Raw genomic sequence first — 25,142 nt, 5'->3', positions numbered from 1 at the left:
GCGGACCTCCTGTAGAACCGGGCGATCCCGGCGGCACACGAGCGCTGACCAGCACAAACGAGCACCACATCACCCGGATCAAGTGCCTCTCGTCCACCTGGGTTCGGGGTTCGGGTCCCTGACGGCGATCTCCTAGGTGACTCCAGATCGTTCCTGGGGCACGCTCACTCCCGCCAGGTCGCTCCACCGGGGGCCGTCCGAAGATCGCCAAGGCGACGGCGCTGGGGGTGACGAACAGTTCCTTGGCGACCTGCGCGCCATCGGGTGTGGCGGGGTCAGGGCCGTGTCGAGGCGAGTTCGGGCAGGAGCCGGACGACCTCCGTTGCTCCGTCCTCGCCCTCGAGCCGGGCGGCGAGCCGACCAGCGGCGAGCCGGTGTTCGGGGTCGCCGACCGCGGCGCGGATCGCGGCCGCCAGGGCGTCGGCAGTGAGCCCCTTGCCCTCGAGGCGGGCGGGGGCGACCCCCAGGGCGACCTGTCGTGCCGCCCAGAAGTGCTGGTCGGCCGCGATCGGGACCGGCACCGTGGGCACTCCGGCGCGCAGGGCCGCCGCCGTGGTGCCCGCACCGCTGTGGTGGACCAGCGCCGCGACTCGCGGCAACAACCAGGTGTGCGGGACGTCGCCGACCGTGAGGACGTGCTCCTCACGCACCTCGAGCTCCGCCCACCCGGCCTGGACGACCCCGCGCAGACCTGCGTGCCGCAGGGCGTCGGCGATGAGCGCGCTCCACAGCTGCGGGTCGCGCGGAGCCATGCTGCCGAAGCTGACCGCGACCGGAGGCGGCCCGGCGTCGAGGAACTCCCGCAGCGTCGTGGGCGGGGTCCACGCGCCGTGGTGGGGCCAGAAGTACCCGGCCATCTCCAGGCCCGGCCGCCAGTCGTGGGGCCGGGGCACGACGAGGGGGCTGACGCCGTAGCGGACCGGCCAGCGGGCGCGGTCGTGGGCCCGCACGGCACGGCGGAAGCTCCGCGGCGCCAGCCCGAGCGTGGAGCGGATGTGCCGGATCGCGGGCGCGAGGATCGGGCTCATCCCGGCGAACACCGCGCGCCCCGCGAGCCAGTTGCCGGTGGGGCCGAGGTCGGGCAGCCCGATCAACGGGGGGAATTCCCGGGTGGGGTGGGCCGGCGCGGCGAAGACACCCGCACTCGGCAGCCCGAGCCCCTCGGCGACGTCCGCCCCGCCCAGGTAGGCCGGCCCCGACAGCAGCACCACGTCGGTGTTCTGTTCGGCCGCGGCGATCATGCCGTCGCCGAGTTCGCGCATGTGCCGGGCGAGCAACCGCGTCATCTCCGCCCCGCTCCGCACGCCGCGGCCGCGACGCTGCCAGCGCCGGTTGGCCTCTGACTGCTGCGCGGCCCGCGGATCGCCCGGCAGCACCCGGTGCTCCAGCTCCGCGGCCGTCACCATGCCGGCGAACGACGCCGCCGCGGCGATCGCGACCTCGTGGCCGGCCTGCCGCAACCGCGCACCCAGACCGGTGTAGGGCGCGACGTCCCCCGTCGATCCCACGGCCATGATCAGGACGTGCATGCCGCCCTCCTCGCTCCGTCACCGTTCACGGGCGCTCGTCACCGGGGAGCCCTGACCACCTCGAGGAAGCGGGCGTGCCAGGTCGCCGGGTCACTGCAGCGGACTGACGGGCTTGCCGCTCGCCCCCAGGTCGTTCTGGACCAGAGTCACCCCGACACCGATGGCTGCGGCGAGCGCGACCAACCCCACGACCACGGTCGTGTCGTACCCGACCGCGTCGGGTGACGTGGAGGAGAACAGCTCCCCGAGCAACACGTAGGGCAACAGGAGCACCCCACCCAGCAGGAGGTGCAGCGTCCGCCGGTCCGTCGAGACCACGAACGGTGCACGGATGGCGCGCACCAGTGGCCGGGCGTCTCGCCGCAGCGGCTCCTGCGTGGTGGTCCGGTCAGACACGTCACCGAGCATCGCGCCCTCCTTCCCGCGGGGCCCTCCCTCAGCAGTGTGGCGAGCTCCCCGGTCGAGAGGGAGCGCGATGTCGAAATGCGGCCGCCTCGTTCGTCGAGGTGGTGAGAGCCCGACCCGCGGAGGGAGCCGACCATGACGACGACGACGAGCGAGCCGCTCAGCCACCGGGACCGAGCCGTTCTGCGCGCGGTGGCCGGCGGTCGTTGCCGGCACACCAGCGAGATCGGGACGCCCCTGCTCATCGACGGCGCCTACAGCAGCGACCAGCTCGTCGGTGTCCGGCTGGCGGCCGCCGGGTTGATCGCCACCGAGCCCGGGCAGGGGGCCACGACGATCACCGCGCGCGGACGCGCCGCGCTGGCAGCCGCGTAGCCCGCGCGACGCGTCGTCATTGTGGCCCGCGGGCATGCTGAGCAAGTGCGCCGCGCCGCCCGCAGACCGACGGCCACCGTGGGCTTCGTGGTGGTCGTGCTCCTCGCCTCGGCCGCGACCGTGGACGCCGCCCCGTCCCGGGCGGCGCCCGATCCGGCCACGCTCGACCGCCACCTCGCCGACGCGCGGGCCGCGACCGGTCTGCGGGGATGGCGGTCGCCGTGACCCGTGGGACCGACGTCGTCCACCTCGCCGGCTTCGGCACGGACGGGCGCGGCGGGCCTGTCACCCCGAGCACGCGCTTCCGGATCGCCTCGTTGTCCAAGTCGTTCGCCGCCGCCGCGGTCCTGCAGCTCGTAGAGGCCCGACGCATCGATCTCGACACGCTCGTGCAGCGCTACCTGCCCGGCTTCGCCACCGCCGATCCCGGCGCCTCCGCCCGCACCACCACCGTGCGCCACCTGCTCAACCAGACCAGCGGCATCGCCGACACCGGCTTCCCGCGATCACCGCGGACGAGCCGGACCTCGAGCGACGGGTGGCGAGCCTGCGCAGCGCACGGCCCGTGAGCGAGCCCGGCACCGAGTTCCACTACTCGGACCCGAACTACCAGAGCGCGACTACGGGCCGGACGACTGGCGGGCGACCAACCCCCGTTTCACCGGCGAGAACCTGGTCCGCAACCTCGAGATCGCCGACCGCGTGCAGGCCATCGCCGCCGAGGCCGGCGCGACCCCGGCGCAGATCGCGCTCGCCTGGCTGCTCACGAGGGGCGAGGACATCGCCCCGATCCCGGGCACGAAGCGGATCGACCGTCTGGAGGAGAACCTCGCCGCCGACGACCTCGCGCTGTCCCCGGAGCACCTCGCGGCGCTCGACGACCTCCGGCCGCCGGCGGGCACCCGCCACGACGAGTCCGGGATGCGCCTGCTCAAGGGCTGGGATCAGCCGCCCACAGATCCCGGAGCTGCCGGCGGGACCTGATGCCCAGCTTGCGGAAGACGTTGCGCAGGTGGGTCTCGATCGTGCGCGGGCTCAGGAACATCTGCGCGGCGATCTCGGGGTTGGTGGCGCCGGTGGCGACCAGCCGGGCGATGTGCGTCTCCTGCGCGGTGAGCGCGTCGGAGGTCCGGGCGGAGCGCCGGCGCGGGTGCTCGCCGGTGGCGCGCAGCTCGCGGGCGGCGCGGGCGGCGAACGCCTTCGCCCCCATGGCCGACAGCTGGTCGTGCGCGGTGCGGAGCTGGTCGCGGGCGTCCTGGCGGCGGCCCTCGCGGCGCAGCCGGTCGAGCGCGGCGGCCGCGTCGCCGGGGTGGCCCGCACGCGCGGCCGCCTCGACGAGCTCGGGCAGGGCCCGATCGGCGTGCACCAGCTCGTGGGAGTCGCACGCTCGCGCGGCCGCGACCTGGGCGGCGGCATGGTCGCCCCGACCGTTCTCGAGCACCGCGAGCGTGTAATGGGCCAGGGTGACCTCGGTGCCCGCCCCCCGTCCGGCCGCCTCCTCGACGCTGGCCTCGTACAGCGCCGCCGTTTCGGCCTCGTCACCGCGCCACGCGGCCAGGAACAGTTGGGCGTGGCGCAGCGGCACGGCCCCGCTGCGGCTGCCGATCGCCTCCGGCCACCCGCTCCAGCAGCTGGACCGGGCCGACCTCGCCGCGATCGCCGCGATCGGGCTCACCGACCCCGCCCGCCTGGCCGGGCGGCGGATCGAGGTCGCCGGCGACGCACCGACGCCCACGCAGATGGCCGAGGCGTTCACCCGGGTCCTCGGGCAGGAGGTCCGCCACGTCCGAGATGACCTGGCCATGATCCGAAACCCGGACATGCACGCCATGTGGACGTTCCTCGCCCGGGACGGCTACCAGGCCGACCTAGTCGCCCTGCGGGCCGAATTCCCCGAGATCGCCTGGACGCGATTCGCCGACTGGGTCGGGCGGACGCTGACGCCGCAGAGCTGACCCGCACCGGCGTCGGTTCGAGGGAGTGCGTGTGATGGCCGTGGTGGACTGGTGGGCGTTCCCACCCACGACGACGCGCCCGAGGGCTCCCAGACCGCCCGCGCCGCCGAGGGAGAGACCCCGAACCCGTTGTCGTGCGTCGGGAACGAGCCGACACGCGCCACGCCATCGAGCGCATGAGCCTGGCGACTGATGGGCGCGTCGTGATCTAGTACTGACTTAGGACCAGCTAAGGAGGCTGCGTGGCGTTCACGGACCAGGAGTGCGAGTTCATCCGATCGCAGGGAATCGGCCGCCTGGCGACCGTGGCGCCAGGAGGCCAGCCTGACGTGGTCCCCGTGGCGGTCGAGTTCGACGGCGACCACTTCTGGGTCGGAGGGCCGGGAGCCGTCGCGCAAACGCGGAAGTTCCGCAACGTCGCTGCCGGCTCCACCCGAGTATCGATCGTCTTCGACGACCTTCTCTCGATGGACCCATTCGTGGCGCGAGGTATCAGAGTCTACGGAGAGGCAGAGCAGCCCTTCGAGCGTGTCGGCATGGTGGGCCCAGGGACCTACATGCGGATTGCTCCCACGACGTCCTGGAGCTGGAACCTGGCCGGGGAACCCGCGGGCGAAGAGTGGTACTCCGTCGCGCGTCGCGAGCACACCACGTAGGCGGCAGGCGCGTGACCGCCCCGTTGGTGATCGGCCCATGACGTACCCATGAGATTCAACTGGCTTCCGGTGGAAGTACCCGCAAGGGCCGAGAGGGCCGGCACAAGGTTTTCGCAGCTCAACAGGGGTGTCTGGCGGTCCGCGGTGACCTCGAGAAATTCACCGTCGAGGATCACTGGGTTCGGGTTCGAGTCCCTGACGGCGCACCCTCTTTCCAGGTCACAGCTCTACGGAGCGATCTTCGATGTGACTCCGGATCGTCCTGGGGCACGCTTACTCCGGACAATCGAGCTGCTGGAGATCATCCACACCATGGCGTCCGCGGCCTTGGGCAGAGCGGCCGGGCCCAGCCAATACGGTCCGTGAGGAAGTCCGTGTTTCCGCCGGGCATGGTGCCGGTCGGGGACCGGCGAGGTGCCTGATCGGGCTGCAGATCTCCTCGTCTCAGGGGTTCAGGGCTCGGTCAGGTGCGGTCAACTCACCGGACCCAGGCGGCCCAGGCGGATCATGGCCCAGTAGACCACGCCCGCGTAGGGCCTCTCGCGCGTCTGAAGCCCCGAGTGTGGGGGCCGATGTGGGTTCTCCTGTCCCGATGGCAGCTGGAGGGTGGCGCGGTGAGGGCGCCGCCGAGGTGCGCGGGCCCCCGAGCCGGAGGAACGTGGATGGTTGTCGATCAACGGGGCGTGGAGCGTCCACGCCGCCCGCACCAGGAGGGGGACCGGCGACATCGCCCCGAGGCAGCGGAACGGCGTCGGGGGCTTCCCTTGATCACACACCTCATCGTCACCGAGCCCACGGCCCAGGACCGGGTCAGCGCCGGCTCGCCGTCGGCAGAGGACGACGCCGCTCGGAAGTCCCTCTGTCGAACCACAGCCGCACCCACCGGCCTCGCCGAATCGGGGACGTCGTCCGAGGTGTTCGCCGAACGCCTGGCCGTAGACCTGTACCCGGTCGTCCTCCCCTACCGCCTCGGGACGCCGGCCGCGTTCACGCGGGCCAGGTTCAACGGTCGCGCCCTCGGCGACGACGGCATGACCCTGATGCTGACCTCGAGGACGAACACGCCGTTCGGGGGCGGCGCGCGTCCCGACGCCGGATCGTTCCTCGAAGATTTCCCCTACCTCGGTGTGCCGACGTCGGCGGAGCACACGTCGTCGTGACGGCACCGAGAGATCACGACCACCAGGGCGAGACGGAGGGTCTCGGCATCCAGCGGCTGCACGCCGACCTCGCGGCGTGTCGCCGGACGCTCGGACCCGACCACCCCGACTCCCTGCGGCTCTCCGACGCCCTCGCTCACGCCCTCGAGCACGCCGAACGACTGACCGAGGCAGTCGTCGGGTTCGAGGTGACGCTCGGGGCCCGTCGACGTGTGCTCGGCGACGACCACCCGGACACCCTGCGCTCGGCCGACGACCTCATCCGCTGCTACACGAGTGTGGGACGCGACGCCGAGGCTGAGGCGTTGTCCCGTTCCACCCTCGGTACCCACGGCCGACGTTCGCTCGGCGACAAGGACGCTCGCACCGATGACCGGACGTGAAGGGCTGCCGGTGATCGGGGCATTCGTGCCGGTGGCGGTGTGGGGCCTTTGGTCGCTCTCCTGGTCGTCGTACCGCCCGGGACGACGCGACCGACACCAGTGGGGTCAGGGGTCCACTCCCGAGGGCCCGAACAGCTCGCGGTAGGCGCCGTACCCCTCGGCGTCGAGGTCGTCGACGGCGACGAATCGCAGGGCAGCCGAGTTGATGCAGTAGCGCAGGCCACCGCCGTCGACGGGGCCGTCGGAGAAGACGTGCCCGAGATGGCTGTTCCCCTCCGCCGACCGCACCTCGACGCGCACCATCCCATGGCCGTGATCGGCCCGTTCCACGACGTTGCCCGGGACGACCGGCACCGTGAAGCTGGGCCACCCCGTGTGGCTGTCGTACTTGTGGATCGAGGCGAACAGCGCTTCGCCCGACACGACGTCGACGTAGAGCCCCGCCTCGTGGTGGTCCCAGAACTCGCTCCGGTACGGCGGCTCGGTGGCGTCCTGCTGCGTGACGCGGTACTGCTCGGGAGTCAAGCGCGAGAAAGCGTCGGGCATGGTGACCACCCCTTTCACTCCAGGCACGCCAGCAACCTTTCACGGCCCCACGGGAACCGGAACACCCACAGCGATCCCCACACGTGAGCGACGTCGGCTCCTCGATCTGCGACCGCCGTGGGGCCGTGTCGTCCCGACGTTCCGTTCGAGCGGTCCACGTAGTCTCGACTGGTGACCGAGGCGCAGGCGGCGACCGACGCCCCCGCGCCCGAGCCGATGCTCGCCGGGTCGCGGCTTCTGGCCACCAAGCTGCGCGCTCCGATGCGGCGCGACCTGATCCACCGGCGACGGCTCGTCGAGCAGCTGTCCGGAGTGACCGCGCACGTCCTGACCGTGCTGAGTGCCGCGGCCGGGTGGGGCAAGACCTCCCTGGTGAGCGACTGGAGTCGATCCGCAGAGGGCCCGGGCACGGTGGGGTGGCTGTCGCTCGACCCCCAGGACGACGACCCACTGCGGTTCTGGACCTACGCCGTGGCGGCGTTGCGGGCGGTGGTCCCCGGTCTCGGGGAGCACGCGTTGCAGACCCTCGCCTCCGCCGGGCACGCCATCACCGAGGCGGTGCTGCCGCCGTTGATCAACGAGCTGGCGGGCGTGTCCCGGCCGGTCGTCCTCATCCTCGACGACTACCACGTGATCACCAACCCGGTCGTCCACCAGTCCGTGGACTACCTGCTGCGCCGGGCTCCCCCGAACCTGCACCTCCTCGTCGCCGGCCGGACCGACCCTCCCCTGGCGACGGCGCGGCTGCGTGCGGCCGGCGACCTGCTCGAGCTCCGCGCTGCGCAGCTGGCGTTCACCGACAGCGAGGCCGCCCAGCTGCTCAACGGGCTGGAGCTCGGCCTCGGCGACGAGGACACGCACCGGCTCAGCGTCCGCACCGAGGGCTGGCCCGCCGGGCTCTACCTCGCGGGCCTTTCGATGCGGCACCACACTGATCCGCGCGCCTTCGTCGAGGCCTTCACCGGCAACGACCGCTACGTGCTCGACTACCTCGGCGCCGAAGTCCTCGCCGCTCACACCGACGAGGAGCGGCGGTTCCTGACCCGCACCTCGATCCTCGCCCGCGTGAACGCCGAGCTGTGCGACGCGGTCACTCGTCGCGCCGACAGCGCTGCCCTGCTGGCGCGGATCGAACGCACCAACGGCTTCGTCGTGACCCTCGACGACCGCCAGCAGTGGTTTCGCTACCACCGATTACTCCAGGAAGTGCTCCGCAAGGAGCTCACACTCCGCGAACCCGAGCTGGTGTCCCGGCTGCACCACCGCGCCGCGACATGGTTCCGCGACGCCGGGGCCGTGCCCGAGGCCATGGAGCACTCCCTCGCCGCCGGCGACCTCGATCAGGCGGAGGAACTGGTCCTCCGGCATTGGTCGCCCTACTTCAACGTCGGTCTGCTGGCGACCGTGGATCGGTGGCTCGAGGCGTTGCCGACCGAGCGGCTCCAGGCGAGCACCAGCTTGTGCGTGGCGCGGGTCTGGATCCTGCTCGACCGGGGGCGGCTCGACGCCGCCGAGGCATGGGTGTCGCGAGCGGAACAGGCGACGGCCGACTCCGCCGACGCTCGTGACGCTGCCCTCGTTCGAGCGGTCCTCCGCTTCAAGACCGGCGATGTGGCCGCCGGTCACGCGGCCGCACGGCGCGTCCTCGAGGTCGGGGCCGACGGATCGGGCTTCGCCGCCTCCGTCGCCCGCTGTGTGCTGGGCCTGACCTTCTTCTGGCAGGGCGATCTGGGCGCCGCGATCCGCCTCCTCACCGAGGCCGTCAGGCTCGCCCGCATCCACGGCCTCCAACTGGCGGTGGTCTACGCGCTGGGTTATCTCGCCCTGGCACACCTCCACGCCAACTCCCTCCCCGAAGCCCGGCGCGTGGCGGACGCCGCGCTCGAACAGGCCCTCGAGCCGGCGGTCGCCGAACACTTCGTCACCGCGCTGGCGCACGCGGCGCACGCCGCGACCCTCGCCGCCGCCGGCGAGCCCGGGGCTGCCGCACCCTCCGCCGCCCGCGCGGTCGAGCTGGCGGGCCGCGGCGCGGGCCGGGTCGAGCTCGGGTTCGTCCTGGCCACCCGGGCGCGCATCGAGATCGCCGGCGGACAGGACGCGACGGCGTCACTCGCTGCTGCCCGCGAGATCGTGCGCGCCTGCCGGGATCCCGGATGGCTCCCGGAGTGGCTGGCCGGACTGCAGCGCGCCGCGCGGGTGGGCAGCTCCGGGCAGCAGCCCCCCACGCCGGGCGACGCGGCGGCCGGACTGACCGACAGAGAGGCCGAGATTCTCCGGCTGCTGGCGGGCACATTGTCGCTGCGGGAGATCGGAGCGGCGCTGCACCTCTCGCTGAACACGGTCAAGACCCACAGTCGGGGCCTGTACCGCAAGCTGGGCGTCTCGTCCCGCGCCGAGGCCGTCCAGCGTGCCCGCCGGCTCGGTCTGGTCACGTGACGGTCCCGCGGCGGGCCGGTGAGCGGCGAGGCCGCTGTCCGTCTCACCCGGGTGAAGGTGGCGCGGGAGGCTGGCCCGCCGCACTCGTACAGCAGGCTCGTCGTCGTGATGTCGGAACCGACGAGCTTCGCGATCCTCCTGCGCCGTCATCGGCTCGCGCGGTCGCTGACCCAGGAACAGCTGGCCGAGCGAGCCCATGTCACGGCGAAGGCGGTGGGTGCGCTGGAGCGCGGCGAGCGGCGGCGGCCCTATCCGCACACGGTGCGCTCGTTGGCCCGCGCGCTGGCTCTGGGCGACGGCGAGCGCGCCGAGTTGGAGAACGCGGTCCCGTTCCGTGTCGCCCCACGCGGGGAGGTGACCCCGCCCCGGGGCGCGGCGAACCAGGACCGCGACCTCCCGGCTCCCCCCGGCCCGGTGCTGGGGCGCGAGGACGAGGTCGACCTGGTCAGCGACCTTCTGCGCGCCGGGGAGCGGCGACTGATCACGCTCGTCGGGACCGGAGGAGTCGGGAAGACCACCCTCGCCCTCGTGGCCGCGGCCGCGACGCGGTCCGAGTTCCCTGGCGGGGTCGTGATGGTGGAGTTCGCCGGCGTCTCCCGAGGGGACGACGTCGTTCCGAGGATCCGGGCCGCACTCGGCGTCCCCGAGGCCGCGTTCGACGGGACCGTGGCGGCGCTGGCGACGTACCTCTCGGGGCGCCGGACGCTCCTGGTGCTGGACACCGTGGAACACGTCCTGTCCTGCGGCCCGGAGATCGCCGGTCTCGTCGTCTCCAGCCCGGACCTGGTGGTGCTGTGCACCAGCCGCGCACCGCTGAGCGTCCGGGTGGAGCACCAGGTGCAGGTGCGGGTGGTTCCGCTGACGCCGGAGACCGCGATCGAGCTGTACCGGGACCGGGTGGCCGCTGCCGGGCGCGCCCTCGAGGAGGACGAGCGGACGCAGCAGGCGGTGGCTGCCCTGTGCGCGAGGACGGACGGGCTTCCGCTCGCCGTGTAGATCGCGCGTCCCTCGAACTGTGGGGGCCGGTGTGGGTGGCTCGGAGCCCCCCGAGTGATGAAGAGTCGCCCGTGCACCCGCCATGCGGAGAGAGGGGACAACACGATGGAGGTCCCCGCGACCCGCGGCTTCACCGGGCGTCGGCGACCGGCGGACCCGGAGGCCCGCATTCCGCCCGGCCAGCACGTCGTCGCCGACTTCCCCGTGCTGACCGCGGGCGCGACGCCTCAGGTCCGCCCCGAGACGTGGACGCTGACGCTCTCGGGAGAGATCGACGAGTCCGTGACGTGGACGTGGGGGGAGTTCCTGGAGCTCCCGAACGAGGACGTCACCTGCGACATCCACTGCGTGACGTCGTGGTCGAAGCTCGGCACCGGGTGGCGAGGCGTCGCGATCGACACCCTGCTCGAGGGCGTCGACACCGCCGCCGATTTCGTCCTCGCCCACTGCGACGGGGGCTACACCACGAACCTCCCGCTCGAGGATCTCACCGACGGGCGAGCGTGGATCGCCCACGAGTACGAGGGCTCTCCGCTGAGCACCGACCACGGCGGTCCTGCCCGGCTGCTCGTGCCGCACCTGTACTTCTGGAAGTCCGCGAAGTGGATCCGTGGCCTGCAGCTGCTCGCCGAGGACCAGCCTGGCTTCTGGGAGTCCAACGGCTACCACGACTACGGCGACCCGTGGCTCGAGCAGCGCTACCAGGGCGACTGAGGATGACGCGCCGGCCGTCGCGTGCCCGCGGCACCGAGACCCTCGACGAGACCGGCATCGCCGCGTCGAGCCCGAGGGGTCGCTGGATCATCGCGGCGGCGGTCCTGGGTTCGGGGATCGCCTTCCTCGACGGGTCGGTGGTCAACGTCGCGCTGCCCGCGATCGGACGGGACCTCGGCGGCGGGTTCTCGACCCTGCAGTGGATCCTCGACGGTTACCTCCTCACCCTCAGCGCCCTGCTGCTGCTCGGCGGCGCCCTGGGTGACCGGTACGGACGCCGCGCGGTCTTCTCGCTCGGGCTGGTCGCGTTCACCGTCGCGTCGGTCGGCTGTGGGCTCGCCCCGACCGGTCCGGTGCTGATCGCGGCGCGGCTTCTCCAGGGCCTCGGTGGCGCCCTGCTGATTCCCGGCAGCCTCGCGCTGCTCAACGCGGCCATCCGCCCGGCGGACCGGGGGCGGGCGATCGGGACCTGGGCCGGGTGGAGCGGCGTCGCGTCGGCGCTGGGCCCGTTCGTCGGGGGCTGGCTGGTCGACGCCGCGTCATGGCGATGGATCTTCCTCATCAACGTGCCCCTGGCGGCGGTCGCCTTCTGGATCACGCGCCGCCACGTACCCGAGACCCGCGATCCGACCGCAGGCCGTACCGACGTCCTCGGCGCCGCCACGATCACCGCCGGCCTCGCCGGCGTCATCGTCGTGCTGATCGAGGTGCCGGTCCGCGGCTGGTCCCCGCTGTTCGTGGCGTGCCTGGGGATCGGGATCGTGGGGCTACTCGCGTTCCCGGTCGTCGAGCGGCGGGCCCCGCAACCCCTGATACCCCTCCAGCTCTTCCGCTCCGCGCGGTTCAGCGGCGCCAACATCGTGACGCTGCTCGTCTATGCCGCTCTCGGCGGCGTCTTCTTCCTGCTCGCGTTGCAGCTGCAGCAGTCCATGGGCTACTCCGCGCTGAGCGCCGGGCTCGCCCTCCTGCCGTTCACGGTGATCATGCTCCTGCTCTCCGGCCCGATCGGGGCGCTCACCTCGCGCACCGGACCCCGCGCCGCTCTGATCGCCGGACCGCTCGTCACCGGCCTCGGCGTCGGCCTGCTCGTCCTCGCCCGGCCGGGAGCGACCTACCTGACGGGGGTGCTGCCCGGCGTCGCGCTCTTCGGACTGGGCATGGCGGTGACGGTCGCCCCCCTGACCACGACGGTGCTGGCCGCCGTCGGCGAGGCGCAGGTCGGGGCCGCGTCCGGGGCGAACAACGCCGTCTCACGGGTCGCCGGACTCCTCGCGGTGGCGGTGCTCCCCCTGCTGACCGGCCTCGACACCGCGGGCTCCGGGCCGCTGGGACCCGGTTACGCCAAGGCCATGCTCATCAGCGCCGCCCTGTGCCTGCTCGCCTCGGGCGTCGCCGCGATCACCGTGCGAGGCGTGGCGAGACCTGAATCCCCGCCCCCGCGAGTCCATCCCGGACTCCAACAGGCCTGCGCCCCGCAGGCTGCGGCCACCTGAGGAGGACACATGGGTGCGGACGACAGCGACAGCGCGTTCGGCGTCGACATCGACTCGGGCCTGCTCCAGCCGACCGAGAGCCTCGAGGCCCGCGGCCTCGGCGACGCCCTGGACGAGGGCTACTCGCCGCCCGACCACCCGTTGGCGATCAACCTGTCCTTCGACCCCGAAGGCCTCGCCCGCCGGCTCTCGCGCGAGCTCCCCGAGGTGATGATCGGCCCCGCCGAGACACCCGGGTCCGCCGGTGAGCTCTACGACGACGAGGTCGGGACACGGCGCTCCGGACGTCTTGCCGAGTACGAGGGGACCTTCGGCGACTACCAGTACCTCTACGCCGTCGACGTCGGCGTCGACGGTGGCTCCGCGAGCGCCGAGGAGGCCGCGGTCCACCTCGTCCTCGACCCCGACGAGCAGTGACGACCGACATCGACCGGGCAAGGGCCGCGCACCTGACCCGGCACGCGCGGACGGCGCTGACCGTGCCGCGACCCGTCGTGGTCCTCCCCTGCCTGGAGCGGGCGGAGGCGCTCGCGGCGGCACCGTGCCTCGAGGACGGGCGCTTCCGCCTCCCGCCGATCTCGTCGACGTGATGCGCCTCGTCGACACCGCGACCGGAGTCGCCCGACCACTGCTGCCGCTGGACCCCGGACGCGTGACGATCTACGTGTGCGGGGCGACCGTGCACGGCCCACCTCACCTGGGCCACCTGCGGTCCGCGATCACGTTCGACCTGCTCCGGCGGTGGTTGGAGCACCGAGGCCTCGAGGTCCTGCTCGTCCGCAACGTCACCGACATCGACGACACCATCCTGGCGAAGGCCGTCGAGGCGGGCCGGCCGTGGTGGGAGTGGGCCGCTACTCACGAGCGCGCGTTCACCGCCGCCTACGAGGCCGTCGGATGCCGGCCCCCGTCGGCCGAACCACGGGCCACAGGTCACATCACCGAGGCCGTCGAGCTCGTCCAACGCCTGGTCCACCGCGGGCAGGCCTACGTCGGGCCGACCGGCGACGACGGCGGGCGTGACGTCTACTTCGCCGTGGCCTCCTGGCCCGAGTACGGCCGCCTCTCCGGAACGAGGACCGATCACGCGCTCTCGGACGTGGAGCTCGCGCGCGCAAAGCACGACCCGCGCGACTTTGCCCTCTGGAAGGCGGCCAAGCCCGGCGAGCCGAGCTGGCCCAGCCCGTGGGGGCCGGGGCGACCGAGCTGGCACGTGGAGTGCTCGGCCATGTCGACCCGCTACCTCGGTCCGGCGTTCGACGTCCACGGCGGCGGGCGGGACCTGGTCTTCCCCCATCACGAGAACGAGATGGCCCAGTCGCGGGCGGCCGGCGACGGCTTCGCCGCCTCGTGGATGCATCACGGCTGGGTCACGGTGGACGGCGCGAAGATGTCGAAGTCGGCGGGCAATGCCGTGAGCGCCGCCGACGCGCTGATGCGGGTCCGCCCGATCGAGCTGCGGGCCTACCTGCTCGCCGCGCACTACCGGTCCACGATCGACTACTCCGAGGCCGCGCTGGCCGAGGCAGCGGCGGGGTACCGCCGGGTGGAAGCCATGCTCGGCCGCCTCCGCGCCCGGAGCGGGCCGATCGAGGTCGGCGACGTGCCGGCCTCCTTCGCGGCCGCCCTCGACGACGACCTGGCCACCCCGGCCGCGATGGCAGTCCTGCACACGACGGTCCGCGACGGGAACGCCGCGCTCGAGCGCGGCGACCTGCGCGGCGCTCTGGAGATGGCCGGCGCAGTACGGGCGATGGCCTCGGTGCTGGGCATCGATCCGACTCGGGCCGACCACGGCGAGACCGACGCCGCGGGGCGCGCTCTCGAGGGCCTGGTCGCGGAGCTTCTCGACGAGCGCAGCCGAGCGCGGAAGAGCGGGGACTTCGCCCGCGCCGATCGAATCCGGGAGCGGCTCGGGCGGGTCGGCGTGGACGTCGAGGACACCTCCCACGGGCCCCGCTGGGCGGTGGGCCGTGGCGGTCGCACGACCCCGCCCGCGACACCCGAGGACAACCCCTGACGATGCAGTGGTTCCGACGTGATGACCCCTGCGAGGACCGCTCGTGAGCGCCACGGACAGGGCGCCGGCGGTCGACCGCGCGCAGCGCCCGCGCTGCTCGCGCCCGGCGAGGGACATCGCCAGCACGCCTGCTGCCGTCAAGCCGTCGACCTCTCGGCCGCGACCGGCAACCTCTGGACCTTGAGCGGGGTCCTGTCGATGCTCCGGCCCGGACCGTCGAGTCCCGGGCCATCCGCTCGTCACCGGGCGGCACGACACGGGCCGCGATGTGGGGGCGCCTGTGGGTGTCCGCCGGCCACCTCGCTCGTCATGGTTGCCGAGTGACCACGACGAGCGCACGGTCGAGCCGAGTGGTGAACGCTGTGGACGGCCCGAACGCAGGGGGCGGGTGGACCTCGACGCCCCCACCTCGCCTGCCCGGCTCCGGTCCTTCCCTGCGCCTGTACGACACAGCCGCCGGGGCCGTGCAGATCACGTCGCCCTCCGGGACGGCGTCGATGTACGTCTGCGGCGTCACCCCCTACGACGCCACACATCTCGGCCACGCCGCCACCTACCTTGAGGTTGGCCCCTGGCACCGGACACCGACGGTGTGGGGTCAGTGATCTTGATCGGGGCCGGTGTGGTGGGCTTCGTACTCCAGTGGGCTGAGCATTCCGATACTGGAATGGCGCCGTTTGGGGTTGTACCAGCACTCTATCCATTCGAATATAGCGTTGGCAAGTTGGGCGCGGGTCTTCCAGGTCCGTGAGTCGAGTAGCTCGAGTTGCATGGTGCCCCAGAAGGACTCCATCATCGAGTTGTCGTAGCAGTCACCGATCGAGCCCATCGATCCGAGTAGTCCGGCGGCTTGCAGGCGTTGCCCGAACGCCCACGAGGTGAATTGCGAGCCGTGGTCGGAATGCATGATCGTGGAGCCGTTCTCGGGACGCCGGCGTGTGATGGCCATGCCGAGGGCGTCGGTGACCAGTGCGGTGCGCATGTTGTCATCGATGGACCAGCCGATGATTCTTCGCGAGTAGGCATCGAGGACCGCCGCGCAGTACAGCTTGCCTTCTTCGGTGCCGTGTTCGGTGATGTCGGTGAGCCACAGCTGATCCGGTGCCTCAACGCTGAAGCGCCGCTCGACCAGGTCGGAGTAGGGGTCAGCGGCGGGGTCGCGGACGGTGCAGCCGTGGCGTCGGCGCCGGTAGAGGCCCTGGATGCCGGCCTCGCGCATCAGCCGGGCGACCCGCTTGTGGTTGACCGCCAGGCCGAGCCCGAGGGTCAGCTCGGCGTGCACGCGCGGCCAGCCGTAGGTGCCGCGGGACTCCTCGTGGATCTTTTCGATGTGCTTGAGCAGCAACTCGTTCTCCTGCGCGCGGACAGACTTCGCCCCCGCGAGCCATTCGTAGTAGCCCTGACGACGAACATCGAGCACCCGACAGGTCACCGCGACGTCGAAACCGTCGTCGGCGAGTTCACGGACCAGCGGGAAGACTACTTTGGGAGGACGTTCTCCCGCGCGAAATACGCCGCAGCACGCTTGAGAATCTCGTTCTCGACCTCGAGGCGCTTGGACTTCTTGCGCAACTCGGCGAGCTCGACGCGCTCGTTGCTGGTCAACCGATCGGTGTGGTTGCCGTCATCGGCGTCGGCCTGGGCCATCCAGTTCCGCAGACACGACTCAGAGATTCCGAGGTCCTTGGCGATCGCGGCGACCGGCTGCTCGCCCAGACGAGCCAGCTCGACGGCGCGACGCCGGAACTCCGGCGGGTGAGGTGCGGGCACGAACGACATCCTCCCTGGCGGACCGGGTCCACCTCAGATGACGTGTCCGGTGCCAGGGGCCAACCTCACCTGGCGTTCGACCTGATCCATCGTGTGTGGCTCGACCTGGGCCACCACGTGGACTACGTCCAGAACATCACCGACGTCGACGACCCGCTCCTCGAGCGGGCCGCTCGCGATCACCAGGACTGGCGGGCACTGGCCGCGCGTGAGACGGCGCTCTTCCGGGAGGACATGTCCTTCCTCCGGATCCTGCCCCCACGTCACCACGTCGGCGCGGTGGAGGCCATGGCCCGGATCATCGACATGATCGCCGACCTGGTCGCCGCCGGCGTCGCGTATCGAGACGACCGGTCCCCCCATCCGGACGTCTACTTCGACGTCGACGCGGGCGGACCACTCGGCGTGGTGTCGGGGTACGAGACGTCCGTGATGCTCCGGCTGGCCGCCCAGGGGGACGGGGAGTCCCGACACCCAGGGAGGCGCCGTGTCCTGGACCCCGTGATCTGGCGCGCGCACCGCGACGGCGAGCCGGCGTGGGAGTCGGCGCTGGGACCGGGACGTCCCGGATGGCACGTGCAGTGCTCAGCGATCGCACGCCACTTCCTCGGCGACCGGATCGACCTCGCGGGCGGCGGCCGCGACCTCGTCTTCCCTCACCACGACTGCAGTGCAGCGCACGTCGAGGCGCTGTCCGGGGCACGTCCCTTCGCCGCGTGCTGGACGCACACCGGGATGGTGGGACTCGAAGGGGAGAAGATGTCGAAGTCGCGAGGCCACCTGGTCCTGGTCTCGAGCCTGCGAGACCGTGGCGTCGACGCGGGAGCCGTCCGCCTCGCCCTCCTCGACGGCCACTACCGGTCTGATCGCGAGTGGACCGAGGAGCGCCTGCGCCGCGCGCAACGACGTCTCCACCGCTGGCGCTCGGCGATCACACGCCCGTCAGGACCACCGGCCACCGAGCTGACCGCGGTGGTGCGCTCTCGCCTCGCCGACGACCTCGACACACCCGGGGCGCTGGCCGCGGTCGACGGGTGGGCCGATGCGGCCCTGGGTGGAGGAAATGAGGACGAAAGCGCTCCCGGAGAGGTCCGTGCGCTCGCCGATGGGCTGCTCGGGGTCGCGCTGCAAGAGGCCGGTGTCCCCTCTCGAGCATGAGGGACCGCTGTGGGCACCGCTCACGCCACACCATCGCTCGGCACGAGACTCAACGGCACATGATCCAGAGCGTCGAGCGCCACCACTGACCAGCACGGATGCTCACCATGCATCACGAGCGAGGACGTGACTCTCGTCCACTGGGTTCGGGGTTCGAGTCCCTGACGGCGCACCCAATGTTGCAGGTGTCGGGCCTGCGGTGCTTGTGTCCAGGAGATCAACGGTCCGTTCAAGGACCGTAAGCTCCGCTGGAGACGCTCCCTTCCGAGTCCGCAGCTCGTCCATGGTGGCGATGCGCTCGCCAGCGGCAAGGCCGCGATCGACCACGTCGCGCTCGATGTCACCTCGAGGCCACGAGCGGTACGCGCGTACCCGAGCACACCGCGGCAGTGCCCACACCCCGGGCTGGTCGAGGTGGACGGCCTCTGCGCCGAGGCGGCACCGGAGCTCGTGCACCTCGAGGTCTCGTCGTCGAGTGGCGGCCGGGAGTGTCCTCAGACGGGCACGGGCTCGACCGACCTCGGTCGGTGCGGATCGACGGGCATCCCTGCGCCCCCGACGTCGTCGCCCGGAAGACGTCGCGGACTCCGGTCCCACGGCCATCTGCACGGACTCTGCCGCTCCACGGCGCCGCCACGGAGTCCGGCCTGAGCCACATCTGACTACCGCATCATGTTCATCTGCATTCACAAGCGGCATGAGCTGCAGCGATGGACCCAAGAGCACCAGCAGCAAGCCAACAGTTGACTCTTATGTCAACTTGTGAGTACAGTCACCTACAGCACGGAAGGGAGCGCTTCGGCGAGGCCGTGGCGCGGTGGTCGTCGACGCGGATCCCGCGCCCGGCCGCCCGATGAGACGCAGCTCTGCAGGAGCAGGCAGGGATTCGATCAGCTGCCCGGTCGGCGAGCGGCGTTCACGGCAGAACCGAGGGAGACGAGCGCGGTGGCCAGCACTGAGTCGGCGACACAGAGGTCCCACTACCAGTCGATCACCGACAGGATGGCGGCCGATCCGGGGATGGGCCTGCCGGCCCTGCGCTCCATCTTCGAGGAGCTCGCGGACCTCGCGGCGGAGCCGGAGGACGTCACCTACGCCGAGGTCGACACGGCCGGAGCTCGGGGCATCTGGTGCAAGCCGCTGGCTGCCGCACCCGACACCGCCATCCTCTACACCCACGGGGGCGGGTTCGTGGGGAACACCGCCAGCAGCCACCGCAAGATGGCGGGGCACCTCGCGAAGGCGGCCGGCGTCGCGACCTTCGTCCTCGACTACGCCCTCGCCCCCGAGCGGCCCTTCCCGTCCCAGGTCGAGGAGACGGTGGTGGCGTACCGCTGGCTCAACGAGCAGGGCCTCTCGACCGACCGCATCGCGGCGGCCGGGGACTCGGCGGGTGGCAACCTCGCCGTCACGGCGACGCTCAAGCTCCGCGAGCTCGGGGAGCGGCTTCCCGCCGCGATCTGCGCGTTCTCGCCGTGGGTGGACATGGAACACCTGGGCAAGACGCTCGAGACCAACGCCGACACGGACGCGCTCGTCTCCCTGGGCGTGGTCAGCCTGATGGGCCAGATGTACCTCGGCGAGTCCGGATCACCGACCGACCCCCTGGCCAACCCACTGCACGCCGACCTCAGCGGGTTGCCTCCGCTGTTCGTCGCCGCAGGTGAGCACGAGACGTTGCTCGACGATTCCGAACGACTCGCCCAACGCGCTCGCGACGCCGGCGTCCCGGTCGAGTTCGCCACCTATCCCGAGCAGCAGCACGTCTTCACCTTCATGGCAGGACGGGCGCCCGAAGCAGATCAAGCAATCTCGGCGGCGGCCACCTGGATGCGGCCTCACCTCGGGTTGTCCTGAACCCGACGCTGCCGCACCGCCTCGTCCGCACCCGAACGAAGGAGCCTCTCCGTGTCCGACCCAGAATCCACGTCCGTGGACACCGACGCCGTCGTGGTCGGCGCGGGGTTCGCCGGCATCCGCATGCTCATCGAGCTCCAGAAGCTCGGCCTCTCGGCCGTGGCCCTCGAGGCCGGCTCCGACCTGGGCGGGACCTGGTACTGGAACCGCTACCCGGGCGCTCGCACCGACAGCGAGAGCTGGTCGTACTGCTTCCCGTTCCCGGAGATCGAGCAGGCCTGGAACTGGGTCGAGCGCTACCCCGGTCAGGAGGAGGTCCAGCGCTACATCGGCTTCGTCGCCGACCGCTTCGACGTCCGCCGCAACGTCCGCTTCGGCCAGCGGGTCACCTCCGCGCGCTACGACGACGCCGACACGCAGTGGGTCATCACCACCGAGGACGGCTCGTGCTTCACCTGCACGTACTTCTTCACCGCGCTCGGGCACCTCTCCGTGCCCCAGGAGCCTGCCTTCCCCGGGCGTGACTCCTTCCAGGGCGAGGTGTACCAGACCTCCCAGTGGCCGAAGGAGAAGGTCGACTTCACCGGCAAGCGCGTGGCCGTCATCGGCACGGGAGCGTCAGGTATCCAGGCGATCCCCCACATCGCCGAGGCGGCCGGGCACCTGACGGTCTTCCAGCGCACCCCGAACTACGTCATGCCGGCGCAGAACCACGACCTCGACGACGACTTCCGGCGCACCATCAAGGACTCCTACCCCGAAGTCTGGTCGATGGCACGCAACCACGTGTTCGGCTTCCCGATGGGCCCGGCCGGACGCACGTACGACGACGTGGCCGACGACGCCGAGCGCGACCGCATCTTCGAGGAGGGTTGGCAGGCCGGCGGGTTCCACTTCGTGTTCGAGACCTTCGACGACCTGATCCTCGACCAGCGGTCGAACGACGCTGCCGCCGAGTTCATCCGGAAGAAGATCCGCGAGACCGTCCACGACCCCGCCACCGCTGAGCTGTTGAGCCCGCGCGGCTACCCCTACGTCTCGAAGCGGCCCCCGTCGGGCACGAACTACTACGAGACCTTCAACCGCGACAACGTGTCACTGGTCGACATCAGCCAGAACGCGATCGAGACCCTCACCGAGACCGGATTGCGGACCGGGGGCCAGGACCACGAGTTCGACGTCATCGTGTTCGCAACGGGCTTCGACGCCGTCACCGGGGCGATCTCGAAGATCGACATCCGCGGCGAGCACGGCGTCGAGCTCAAGGAGCAGTGGAGCGGCGGTCCGGAGACGTTCCTGGGGATCGGCAGCGCCGGTTTCCCCAACATGTTCACGATCTGTGGACCGCAGAGCGCCTACGCGAACATCCCGGTCATCATCGAGAAGGTCGTGGAATGGTTGTCGCGGGCCATCGAGCACATGCGTGAGCACGGCTACCGGTCCATGCAGCCGACCCCGCAGGCGGTCGAGGGGTGGACCAAGCTCGTCGCGGACATCTTCGGCATGACCTTGCTGCCCGCGGGCGAGTCGGCGCACTCCTGGTACCTCGGTGCCAACACCCCGGGGAAGCCTCGACGCGTCCTCTTCTACTTCGGTGGGGCAGCCGGCTACTTCCAGGAACTCGACAAGGTCGCCGACGCCGATTTCGAGGGGTTCGAGTTCTCCCGGGCCCCCGCCGTCGCGGCCCGCTGACGCTTCTCGGCAGAACGAGGTCCGATGTTCGTCGTCGTCAGCACCTATCACCGCGCGTCGGGCCCGCGGCGACACAATCGAGGGAACGACATCATGACCGACCTCGCCGCGCCCCGCGGCTCCGCGACCCTCGCGTCGACCACGCTGCCGGAGCTGCTGTCCCACGCAGCCCGGGACGGCGAGGTCCCCTTCCTCCGTTGTCCGGAGCGGACCTGGACCTACACGGAGTTCGCGCACGTCGTCGACCGGTTCGCGAGCGGCCTGCGCGAGCTCGGGATCACCCAGGGGGATCGTGTCGCGATCGCCGCCCCCAACTCGGCGGAGTGGCTGATCACCTGGTTCGCGACGGTCAAGGTCGGGGCGGTCCTGGTGACGCTGAACGTGGCCTACCGGGAGCGCGAGTTCGACTTCATGCTGAACCAGTCCGGCTCGGTGATGCTGCTGACCAGCGCGCAGGACGGGGACTTCGACTTCGTCTCCTTCCTCGACCGTCTCCGTCCGCGGATACCCACCGTCCGACACTTCGTGTTCCTCGGCGGTGCGGGCTTCGCGGGCAGCCACCGGTGGGAGGACCTCCGCGTCCCCGGCGAAGGCCCGGTGGCCGACCCGGACACCGGTCCCGCGGCCCCCGAGGACCCTGCGGTCATCCTCTACACGTCGGGGACCACCGGCGAGCCCAAGGGCGCGACGCTCACCCATGCCAGCATCATCGCGTCCGCCCGCGCGCAGGCCGAGCACCTCGCCCAGACGTCCGGCGACGTCGCGATCGGACACATGCCGCTCAACCACGTCGGTGGGCTGACCTGCACGGTCACCGCCTCGATGGTGGTCCAGGGCAGTGTGGCGCTCCTGCCCCGCTACAGCCCGGCGCAGGCGCTGGACAGCATCGGGCGACACGGCGTCACCATCTTCATCGGCGTCCCGACGATGTACGCGAAGATGATGGAACTGCCCGAGTTCGCCGGTGTGGACGTCTCGTCGGTCCGCACGTGCGTCATCGGTGGGTCGAACGTCGAGCCGGCCATGGGCCGGCGCATCATCGACAGCTTTGACGGCGCGCGCCTGGCCAACCTGTACGGGCTGTCGGAGACGTCGGGTGGCTGCATCATCTCCGCTGCGGACGACGACCTGGACACCCTGGTGGAGACCCTCGGCGTCCCCATCGGGGACTTCGAGGTCCGCATCGCCGACGACGACAACCACCCCCTGCCGCCCGACGCCGACGGCGAGCTCCAGGTTCGGGGCGGCTGCGTCTCCCCCGGCTACTGGGACCTGGGAGCACCGTCGACCTTCCTCCCGGACGGCTGGCTCGCCACCGGCGACATGGCGCTGCGACGCCCGGACGGACGCGTGGCCCTGCGCGGCCGGAAGAAGGAGATGTACATCCGCGGCGGCTACAACGTCTACCCCGCCGAGGTCGAGAACGTCATCGCGGGCGAACCCTCGATCGCCATGTGCGCGGTCATCGGCGTGCCCGACGTGGTCAACGGCGAGGTCGGGCACGCCTACGTCGTCCCGGCGACAGGAGCCACCGCCGATCCGGAGGCGCTGCTCGACCTCTGCCGGACGAAGCTGGCCCGGTACAAGGTCCCCGCCCGGATCCTCGTCGTCGATTCGTTGCCGCTCACCCCTTCCGGAAAGATCAAGAAGGTGGCGCTACGGGACGCGATGGTCGCGCCGTAGCCGGTCGAGCAGCCTCGGCCGACTCCCTGAATCTCCCCGACCCGATCGTTCTCCCCGACACCCACCAGGAGGAATCGTGTCCACGGACAAGAACAAGGAAATCGTACGGAACGCCTGCCAGTACATCAGTGACCGGAACTTCCCCGCGTTGTTCGACCTCATCGACGAGGACGGCACCTGGACACTCCCGAACCGGCCGGAGCGATTCGAGTACGGGGGGCGCTACGACAAGCCGGGCTGGAGGAATCTCCTCGAGGGCTTCCTCAGCCCGTTCGACGAGTTCCGCTTCGACGTGCACACCCTCACGGCGGAAGAGGATCGAGTCGTCGTCGAGGCGACCACCGCGGGAGTCGGACCGGGCGAGGCCGAGTACAACAACAACTACCTGCTGATGTTCAAGCTGCGCGACGGGAAGATCCACGAAGTGACGGAGTCGCTCGACCCGTTCCAGGTCCTCGCCTATGTCGAGCAGATTCCGACCTCGTCGTAGGTCCTCGGTCGAGCTGCTGGGCCCACCGGGCGGCACGGAGGAGGACCCGGCGGCGGCCGGCCCGCGCCCGCGGTCGCCCTGACCGATACCGCCGACCGACACCGCCGACCGACACCGCCGACCGACAACGTGAGGATGTGGAGCAGTGAGTGCAGGACGCGTCCCGCCTCGCCCGCGGGTCCAGCGGACGCCGGACGAGAGCACGCGCACAGCGAGGTGGCCGACGTGGCTGTCCTGACCTCGACGCTCGAACCGACCTCCGATCGCTTCCGGATCGACCGCAGCGCGATGCTGGCGGCACTGGCGGACCTCGAGGTGCTGGCCGCACGGGTCCTTACGGCCGGTGGCGACCGAGCGGTGGCGAAGCACCGGGCTCGCGGCAGCCTGCTGGCTCGTGAACGGGTCGACCTGCTGGTCGACCAGGACGCGCCGTTCCTCGAGCTGTCGATGTTCGCCGGCGCCCACGAGCCGGACGAGCAACCGGGCGGACGCCTGATCACCGGGATCGGGCCGGTGCGCGGCGTCGAGTGCATGATCATCGCGAACGAGCCCACGGTGAAGGGCGGATCGCTCAACCCGTCCTCGGTGGCGCGCCAGCTGCGCGCGCTCGACATCGCCGAGCACAACCGGCTGCCCGTGATCAGCCTGGTGCAGTCGGGCGGAGCCGATCTGCCCCGCCAAGAAGAGATCTTCGTCAACGGGGGGCGGACCTTCCGCGAGCTCACCCGGCTCTCCGCGGCAGGGATCCCCACCATCGCGCTGGTGTTCGGCAGCTCGACAGCCGGCGGCGCCTACGTGCCGGGCATGAGCGAGTACACGGTGTTCGTCAAGGAGCAGGCGGCGGTCTACCTCGGTGGGCCGCCGCTGGTGAAGATGGCCACCGGGGAGGACGTCGACGACGAGTCGCTGGGCGGGGCCGAGATGCACGCCCGCGAATCGGGGCTCGCCGACTACCTGGCTGCCGACGAGCGGGACGCCCTGCGCATCGGACGGCAGATCGTCGCCGACCTCGGGTGGCGCAAGCACGGCCCGGGCCCGTCCCTGCCGGCCGACGAGCCGCTCTTCCCGGCCGAGGAGCTCCTGTCCTGTGCCGCGGCCGAGGCGCGACGGTCGGTCGAGGTCCGCGACGTCCTCGCCCGCGTCCTCGACGGGTCCCGGTTCGACGAGTTCAAGCCCCTCTACGGCACCCAGCTCGTCTGCGGGTGGGGCTCGCTCCACGGCTTCCCGGTCGGGGTCCTCGCGAACAACGGGATCCTGTTCTCCGAGGAGTCCCAGAAGGGCGCGCACTTCATCCAGCTCGCCAACGCGCGGGACATCCCGTTGCTCTTCGTCCAGAACATCACCGGGTTCATGGTGGGATCCGCGGTCGAGCGGGGCGGCATCATCAAGGACGGCGCCAAGCTGATCAACGCCGTCTCCAACTCCGCCGTCCCGCACCTCACGTTGATGGTCGGCGCGTCGTACGGCGCCGGGAACTACGGGATGTCGGGGCGCGCCTTCGATCCCCGGTTCGTGTTCACCTGGCCCAACCACCGCATCGCGGTCATGGGCGGGACCCAGCTCGCCGGTGTCATGTCGATCATCCGGAGAGCTGCCGCCGAGCGAGCCGCGAACCCCTACGACGAGGCCACCGACGCAGCGGTCAGAGCCGAGACCGAGGCGATGATCGAGGCGCAATCGAGCGCGTTGAACGCGACCGGGCACCTGTGGGACGACGGGGTCATCGACCCGCGCCACACCCGCACGGTCCTCGGGCTCGCGCTCTCCGCGGTGCATTCCGGCCCGGTCGAGGGCACCACCCGATTCGCGCCCTTCCGGATGTGA

The 25,142-nt window shown here is 71.3% G+C and carries 26 protein-coding genes and 2 pseudogenes; 22 read left to right on the top strand and 6 right to left on the bottom strand.

The annotated features are described in order from the left end of the window. Positions 1-275: 275 nt before the first annotated feature. On the bottom strand, positions 276-1,529 hold the full coding sequence (locus OG774_RS29215; protein WP_328305817.1) for a glycosyltransferase: 1,254 nt from the start codon (positions 1,527-1,529) through the stop codon (positions 276-278). A gap of 90 nt (positions 1,530-1,619) precedes the next feature. After that, on the bottom strand, positions 1,620-1,937 hold the full coding sequence (locus tag OG774_RS29210; RefSeq protein ID WP_328305816.1) for a hypothetical protein: 318 nt from the start codon (positions 1,935-1,937) through the stop codon (positions 1,620-1,622). Positions 1,938-2,069: 132 nt separating this feature from the next. Here OG774_RS29210 and OG774_RS29205 point away from each other — a divergent pair, with 132 nt between their 5' ends. From OG774_RS29205 to OG774_RS29190, 4 genes and pseudogenes are all read left to right on the top strand, one after another. Further along, entirely contained in the window at positions 2,070-2,309 is a 240-nt protein-coding gene (locus OG774_RS29205; protein ID WP_328305815.1) for a hypothetical protein, read from the top strand. Between the two features lie 87 nt (positions 2,310-2,396). Then, positions 2,397-2,534 (top strand): hypothetical protein, encoded by a 138-nt coding sequence (locus tag OG774_RS29200; protein WP_328305814.1) that lies wholly within the window; start codon positions 2,397-2,399, stop codon positions 2,532-2,534. Continuing rightward, positions 2,531-2,878: a serine hydrolase domain-containing protein gene (locus OG774_RS29195; protein WP_328305813.1), complete on the top strand. Its 348-nt coding sequence runs from the start codon at positions 2,531-2,533 to the stop codon at positions 2,876-2,878. The genes OG774_RS29200 and OG774_RS29195 overlap by 4 nt, the downstream gene beginning before the upstream one ends. Before the next feature lie 52 nt (positions 2,879-2,930). Continuing rightward, positions 2,931-3,293, top strand: a pseudogene (locus OG774_RS29190) (aldo/keto reductase); the annotation flags it as partial. Here the strand turns inward: OG774_RS29190 and OG774_RS29185 are convergent. Further along, positions 3,241-3,750, bottom strand: a complete 510-nt coding sequence (locus OG774_RS29185) for a helix-turn-helix transcriptional regulator (RefSeq protein WP_328305812.1) — start codon at positions 3,748-3,750, stop codon at positions 3,241-3,243. The pseudogene OG774_RS29190 and the gene OG774_RS29185 sit on opposite strands and share 53 nt — an antisense overlap. Before the next feature lie 31 nt (positions 3,751-3,781). Between OG774_RS29185 and OG774_RS29180 the strand changes: the two genes are divergently transcribed. The 4 genes from OG774_RS29180 to OG774_RS29165 all read left to right on the top strand — a co-directional run bounded on the left by OG774_RS29180 (position 3,782) and on the right by OG774_RS29165 (position 6,463). Next, positions 3,782-4,264, top strand: coding sequence for an NmrA family NAD(P)-binding protein (locus tag OG774_RS29180; RefSeq protein ID WP_328305811.1), 483 nt, complete (start codon positions 3,782-3,784; stop codon positions 4,262-4,264). A 242-nt stretch (positions 4,265-4,506) separates the two neighbouring features. Beyond that, positions 4,507-4,920, top strand: coding sequence for a PPOX class F420-dependent oxidoreductase (locus tag OG774_RS29175; RefSeq protein WP_328305810.1), 414 nt, complete (start codon positions 4,507-4,509; stop codon positions 4,918-4,920). Positions 4,921-5,834: 914 nt separating this feature from the next. Next, the gene (locus OG774_RS29170; protein ID WP_328305809.1) at positions 5,835-6,080 is read left to right on the top strand and encodes a hypothetical protein; all 246 of its coding nucleotides are present in this window, start codon (positions 5,835-5,837) and stop codon (positions 6,078-6,080) included. Further along, positions 6,077-6,463: a tetratricopeptide repeat protein gene (locus tag OG774_RS29165; RefSeq protein WP_328305808.1), complete on the top strand. Its 387-nt coding sequence runs from the start codon at positions 6,077-6,079 to the stop codon at positions 6,461-6,463. Before OG774_RS29170 ends, OG774_RS29165 begins: the two co-directional genes overlap by 4 nt. Positions 6,464-6,568: 105 nt before the next feature. Here OG774_RS29165 and msrB read toward each other — a convergent pair whose 3' ends face one another. Further along, positions 6,569-7,009, bottom strand: a complete 441-nt coding sequence (gene msrB / locus OG774_RS29160; protein WP_328305807.1) for a peptide-methionine (R)-S-oxide reductase MsrB — start codon at positions 7,007-7,009, stop codon at positions 6,569-6,571. A gap of 171 nt (positions 7,010-7,180) precedes the next feature. Between msrB and OG774_RS29155 the strand changes: the two genes are divergently transcribed. The 8 genes and pseudogenes from OG774_RS29155 to OG774_RS29120 all read left to right on the top strand — a co-directional run. After that, complete coding sequence (locus OG774_RS29155) at positions 7,181-9,445, top strand: LuxR C-terminal-related transcriptional regulator (RefSeq protein ID WP_328305806.1); 2,265 nt, start codon at positions 7,181-7,183, stop codon at positions 9,443-9,445. Positions 9,446-9,553: 108 nt separating this feature from the next. After that, entirely contained in the window at positions 9,554-10,441 is an 888-nt protein-coding gene (locus tag OG774_RS29150; protein WP_328311209.1) for a helix-turn-helix domain-containing protein, read from the top strand. A 105-nt stretch (positions 10,442-10,546) separates the two neighbouring features. Continuing rightward, positions 10,547-11,155 carry a sulfite oxidase-like oxidoreductase gene (locus OG774_RS29145; protein WP_328305805.1) on the top strand — a complete coding sequence of 203 codons (609 nt, stop codon included), beginning with the start codon at positions 10,547-10,549 and terminating at the stop codon, positions 11,153-11,155. A 2-nt stretch (positions 11,156-11,157) separates the two neighbouring features. Then, on the top strand, positions 11,158-12,648 hold the full coding sequence (locus OG774_RS29140; protein ID WP_328305804.1) for a DHA2 family efflux MFS transporter permease subunit: 1,491 nt from the start codon (positions 11,158-11,160) through the stop codon (positions 12,646-12,648). 9 nt (positions 12,649-12,657) lie between these two features. Then, a complete protein-coding gene (locus OG774_RS29135) occupies positions 12,658-13,065 on the top strand; it encodes a DUF5709 domain-containing protein (protein WP_328305803.1) in 408 nt (135 codons plus the stop codon). Beyond that, a complete protein-coding gene (locus tag OG774_RS29130) occupies positions 13,062-13,238 on the top strand; it encodes a hypothetical protein (protein ID WP_328305802.1) in 177 nt (58 codons plus the stop codon). The genes OG774_RS29135 and OG774_RS29130 overlap by 4 nt, the downstream gene beginning before the upstream one ends. Then, positions 13,238-14,668 carry a cysteine--tRNA ligase gene (gene cysS / locus OG774_RS29125; RefSeq protein ID WP_328305801.1) on the top strand — a complete coding sequence of 477 codons (1,431 nt, stop codon included), beginning with the start codon at positions 13,238-13,240 and terminating at the stop codon, positions 14,666-14,668. The genes OG774_RS29130 and cysS overlap by 1 nt, the downstream gene beginning before the upstream one ends. A gap of 362 nt (positions 14,669-15,030) precedes the next feature. Beyond that, positions 15,031-15,228, top strand: a pseudogene (locus OG774_RS29120) (hypothetical protein); the annotation flags it as partial. Between the two features lie 38 nt (positions 15,229-15,266). Here the strand turns inward: OG774_RS29120 and OG774_RS29115 are convergent. Beyond that, positions 15,267-16,139 (bottom strand): IS3 family transposase, encoded by an 873-nt coding sequence (locus tag OG774_RS29115; RefSeq protein WP_328310830.1) that lies wholly within the window; start codon positions 16,137-16,139, stop codon positions 15,267-15,269. Between the two features lie 8 nt (positions 16,140-16,147). Beyond that, complete coding sequence (locus OG774_RS29110; protein WP_328304505.1) at positions 16,148-16,438, bottom strand: transposase; 291 nt, start codon at positions 16,436-16,438, stop codon at positions 16,148-16,150. Between the two features lie 93 nt (positions 16,439-16,531). On the opposite strand from OG774_RS29110, the gene OG774_RS29105 reads away from it, so the two are divergent. From OG774_RS29105 to OG774_RS29080, 6 genes are all read left to right on the top strand, one after another. Continuing rightward, positions 16,532-17,596 carry a cysteine--1-D-myo-inosityl 2-amino-2-deoxy-alpha-D-glucopyranoside ligase gene (locus OG774_RS29105; protein WP_442873922.1) on the top strand — a complete coding sequence of 355 codons (1,065 nt, stop codon included), beginning with the start codon at positions 16,532-16,534 and terminating at the stop codon, positions 17,594-17,596. Positions 17,597-18,598: 1,002 nt separating this feature from the next. Then, positions 18,599-19,453, top strand: coding sequence for an alpha/beta hydrolase (locus OG774_RS29100; protein ID WP_328305799.1), 855 nt, complete (start codon positions 18,599-18,601; stop codon positions 19,451-19,453). A 75-nt stretch (positions 19,454-19,528) separates the two neighbouring features. Next, positions 19,529-21,145 carry a flavin-containing monooxygenase gene (locus OG774_RS29095; RefSeq protein WP_328305798.1) on the top strand — a complete coding sequence of 539 codons (1,617 nt, stop codon included), beginning with the start codon at positions 19,529-19,531 and terminating at the stop codon, positions 21,143-21,145. A 93-nt stretch (positions 21,146-21,238) separates the two neighbouring features. Further along, complete coding sequence (locus OG774_RS29090; protein ID WP_328305797.1) at positions 21,239-22,828, top strand: class I adenylate-forming enzyme family protein; 1,590 nt, start codon at positions 21,239-21,241, stop codon at positions 22,826-22,828. A 76-nt stretch (positions 22,829-22,904) separates the two neighbouring features. Then, positions 22,905-23,318 carry a nuclear transport factor 2 family protein gene (locus tag OG774_RS29085; protein WP_328305796.1) on the top strand — a complete coding sequence of 138 codons (414 nt, stop codon included), beginning with the start codon at positions 22,905-22,907 and terminating at the stop codon, positions 23,316-23,318. A 225-nt stretch (positions 23,319-23,543) separates the two neighbouring features. After that, the gene (locus OG774_RS29080; RefSeq protein WP_328305795.1) at positions 23,544-25,142 is read left to right on the top strand and encodes an acyl-CoA carboxylase subunit beta; all 1,599 of its coding nucleotides are present in this window, start codon (positions 23,544-23,546) and stop codon (positions 25,140-25,142) included.

It is taken from the genome of Actinomycetospora sp. NBC_00405, assembly GCF_036044095.1.
Taxonomy (GTDB): domain Bacteria; phylum Actinomycetota; class Actinomycetes; order Mycobacteriales; family Pseudonocardiaceae; genus Actinomycetospora; species Actinomycetospora callitridis.
This window is presented reverse-complemented; position numbering and strand designations above follow the sequence as displayed.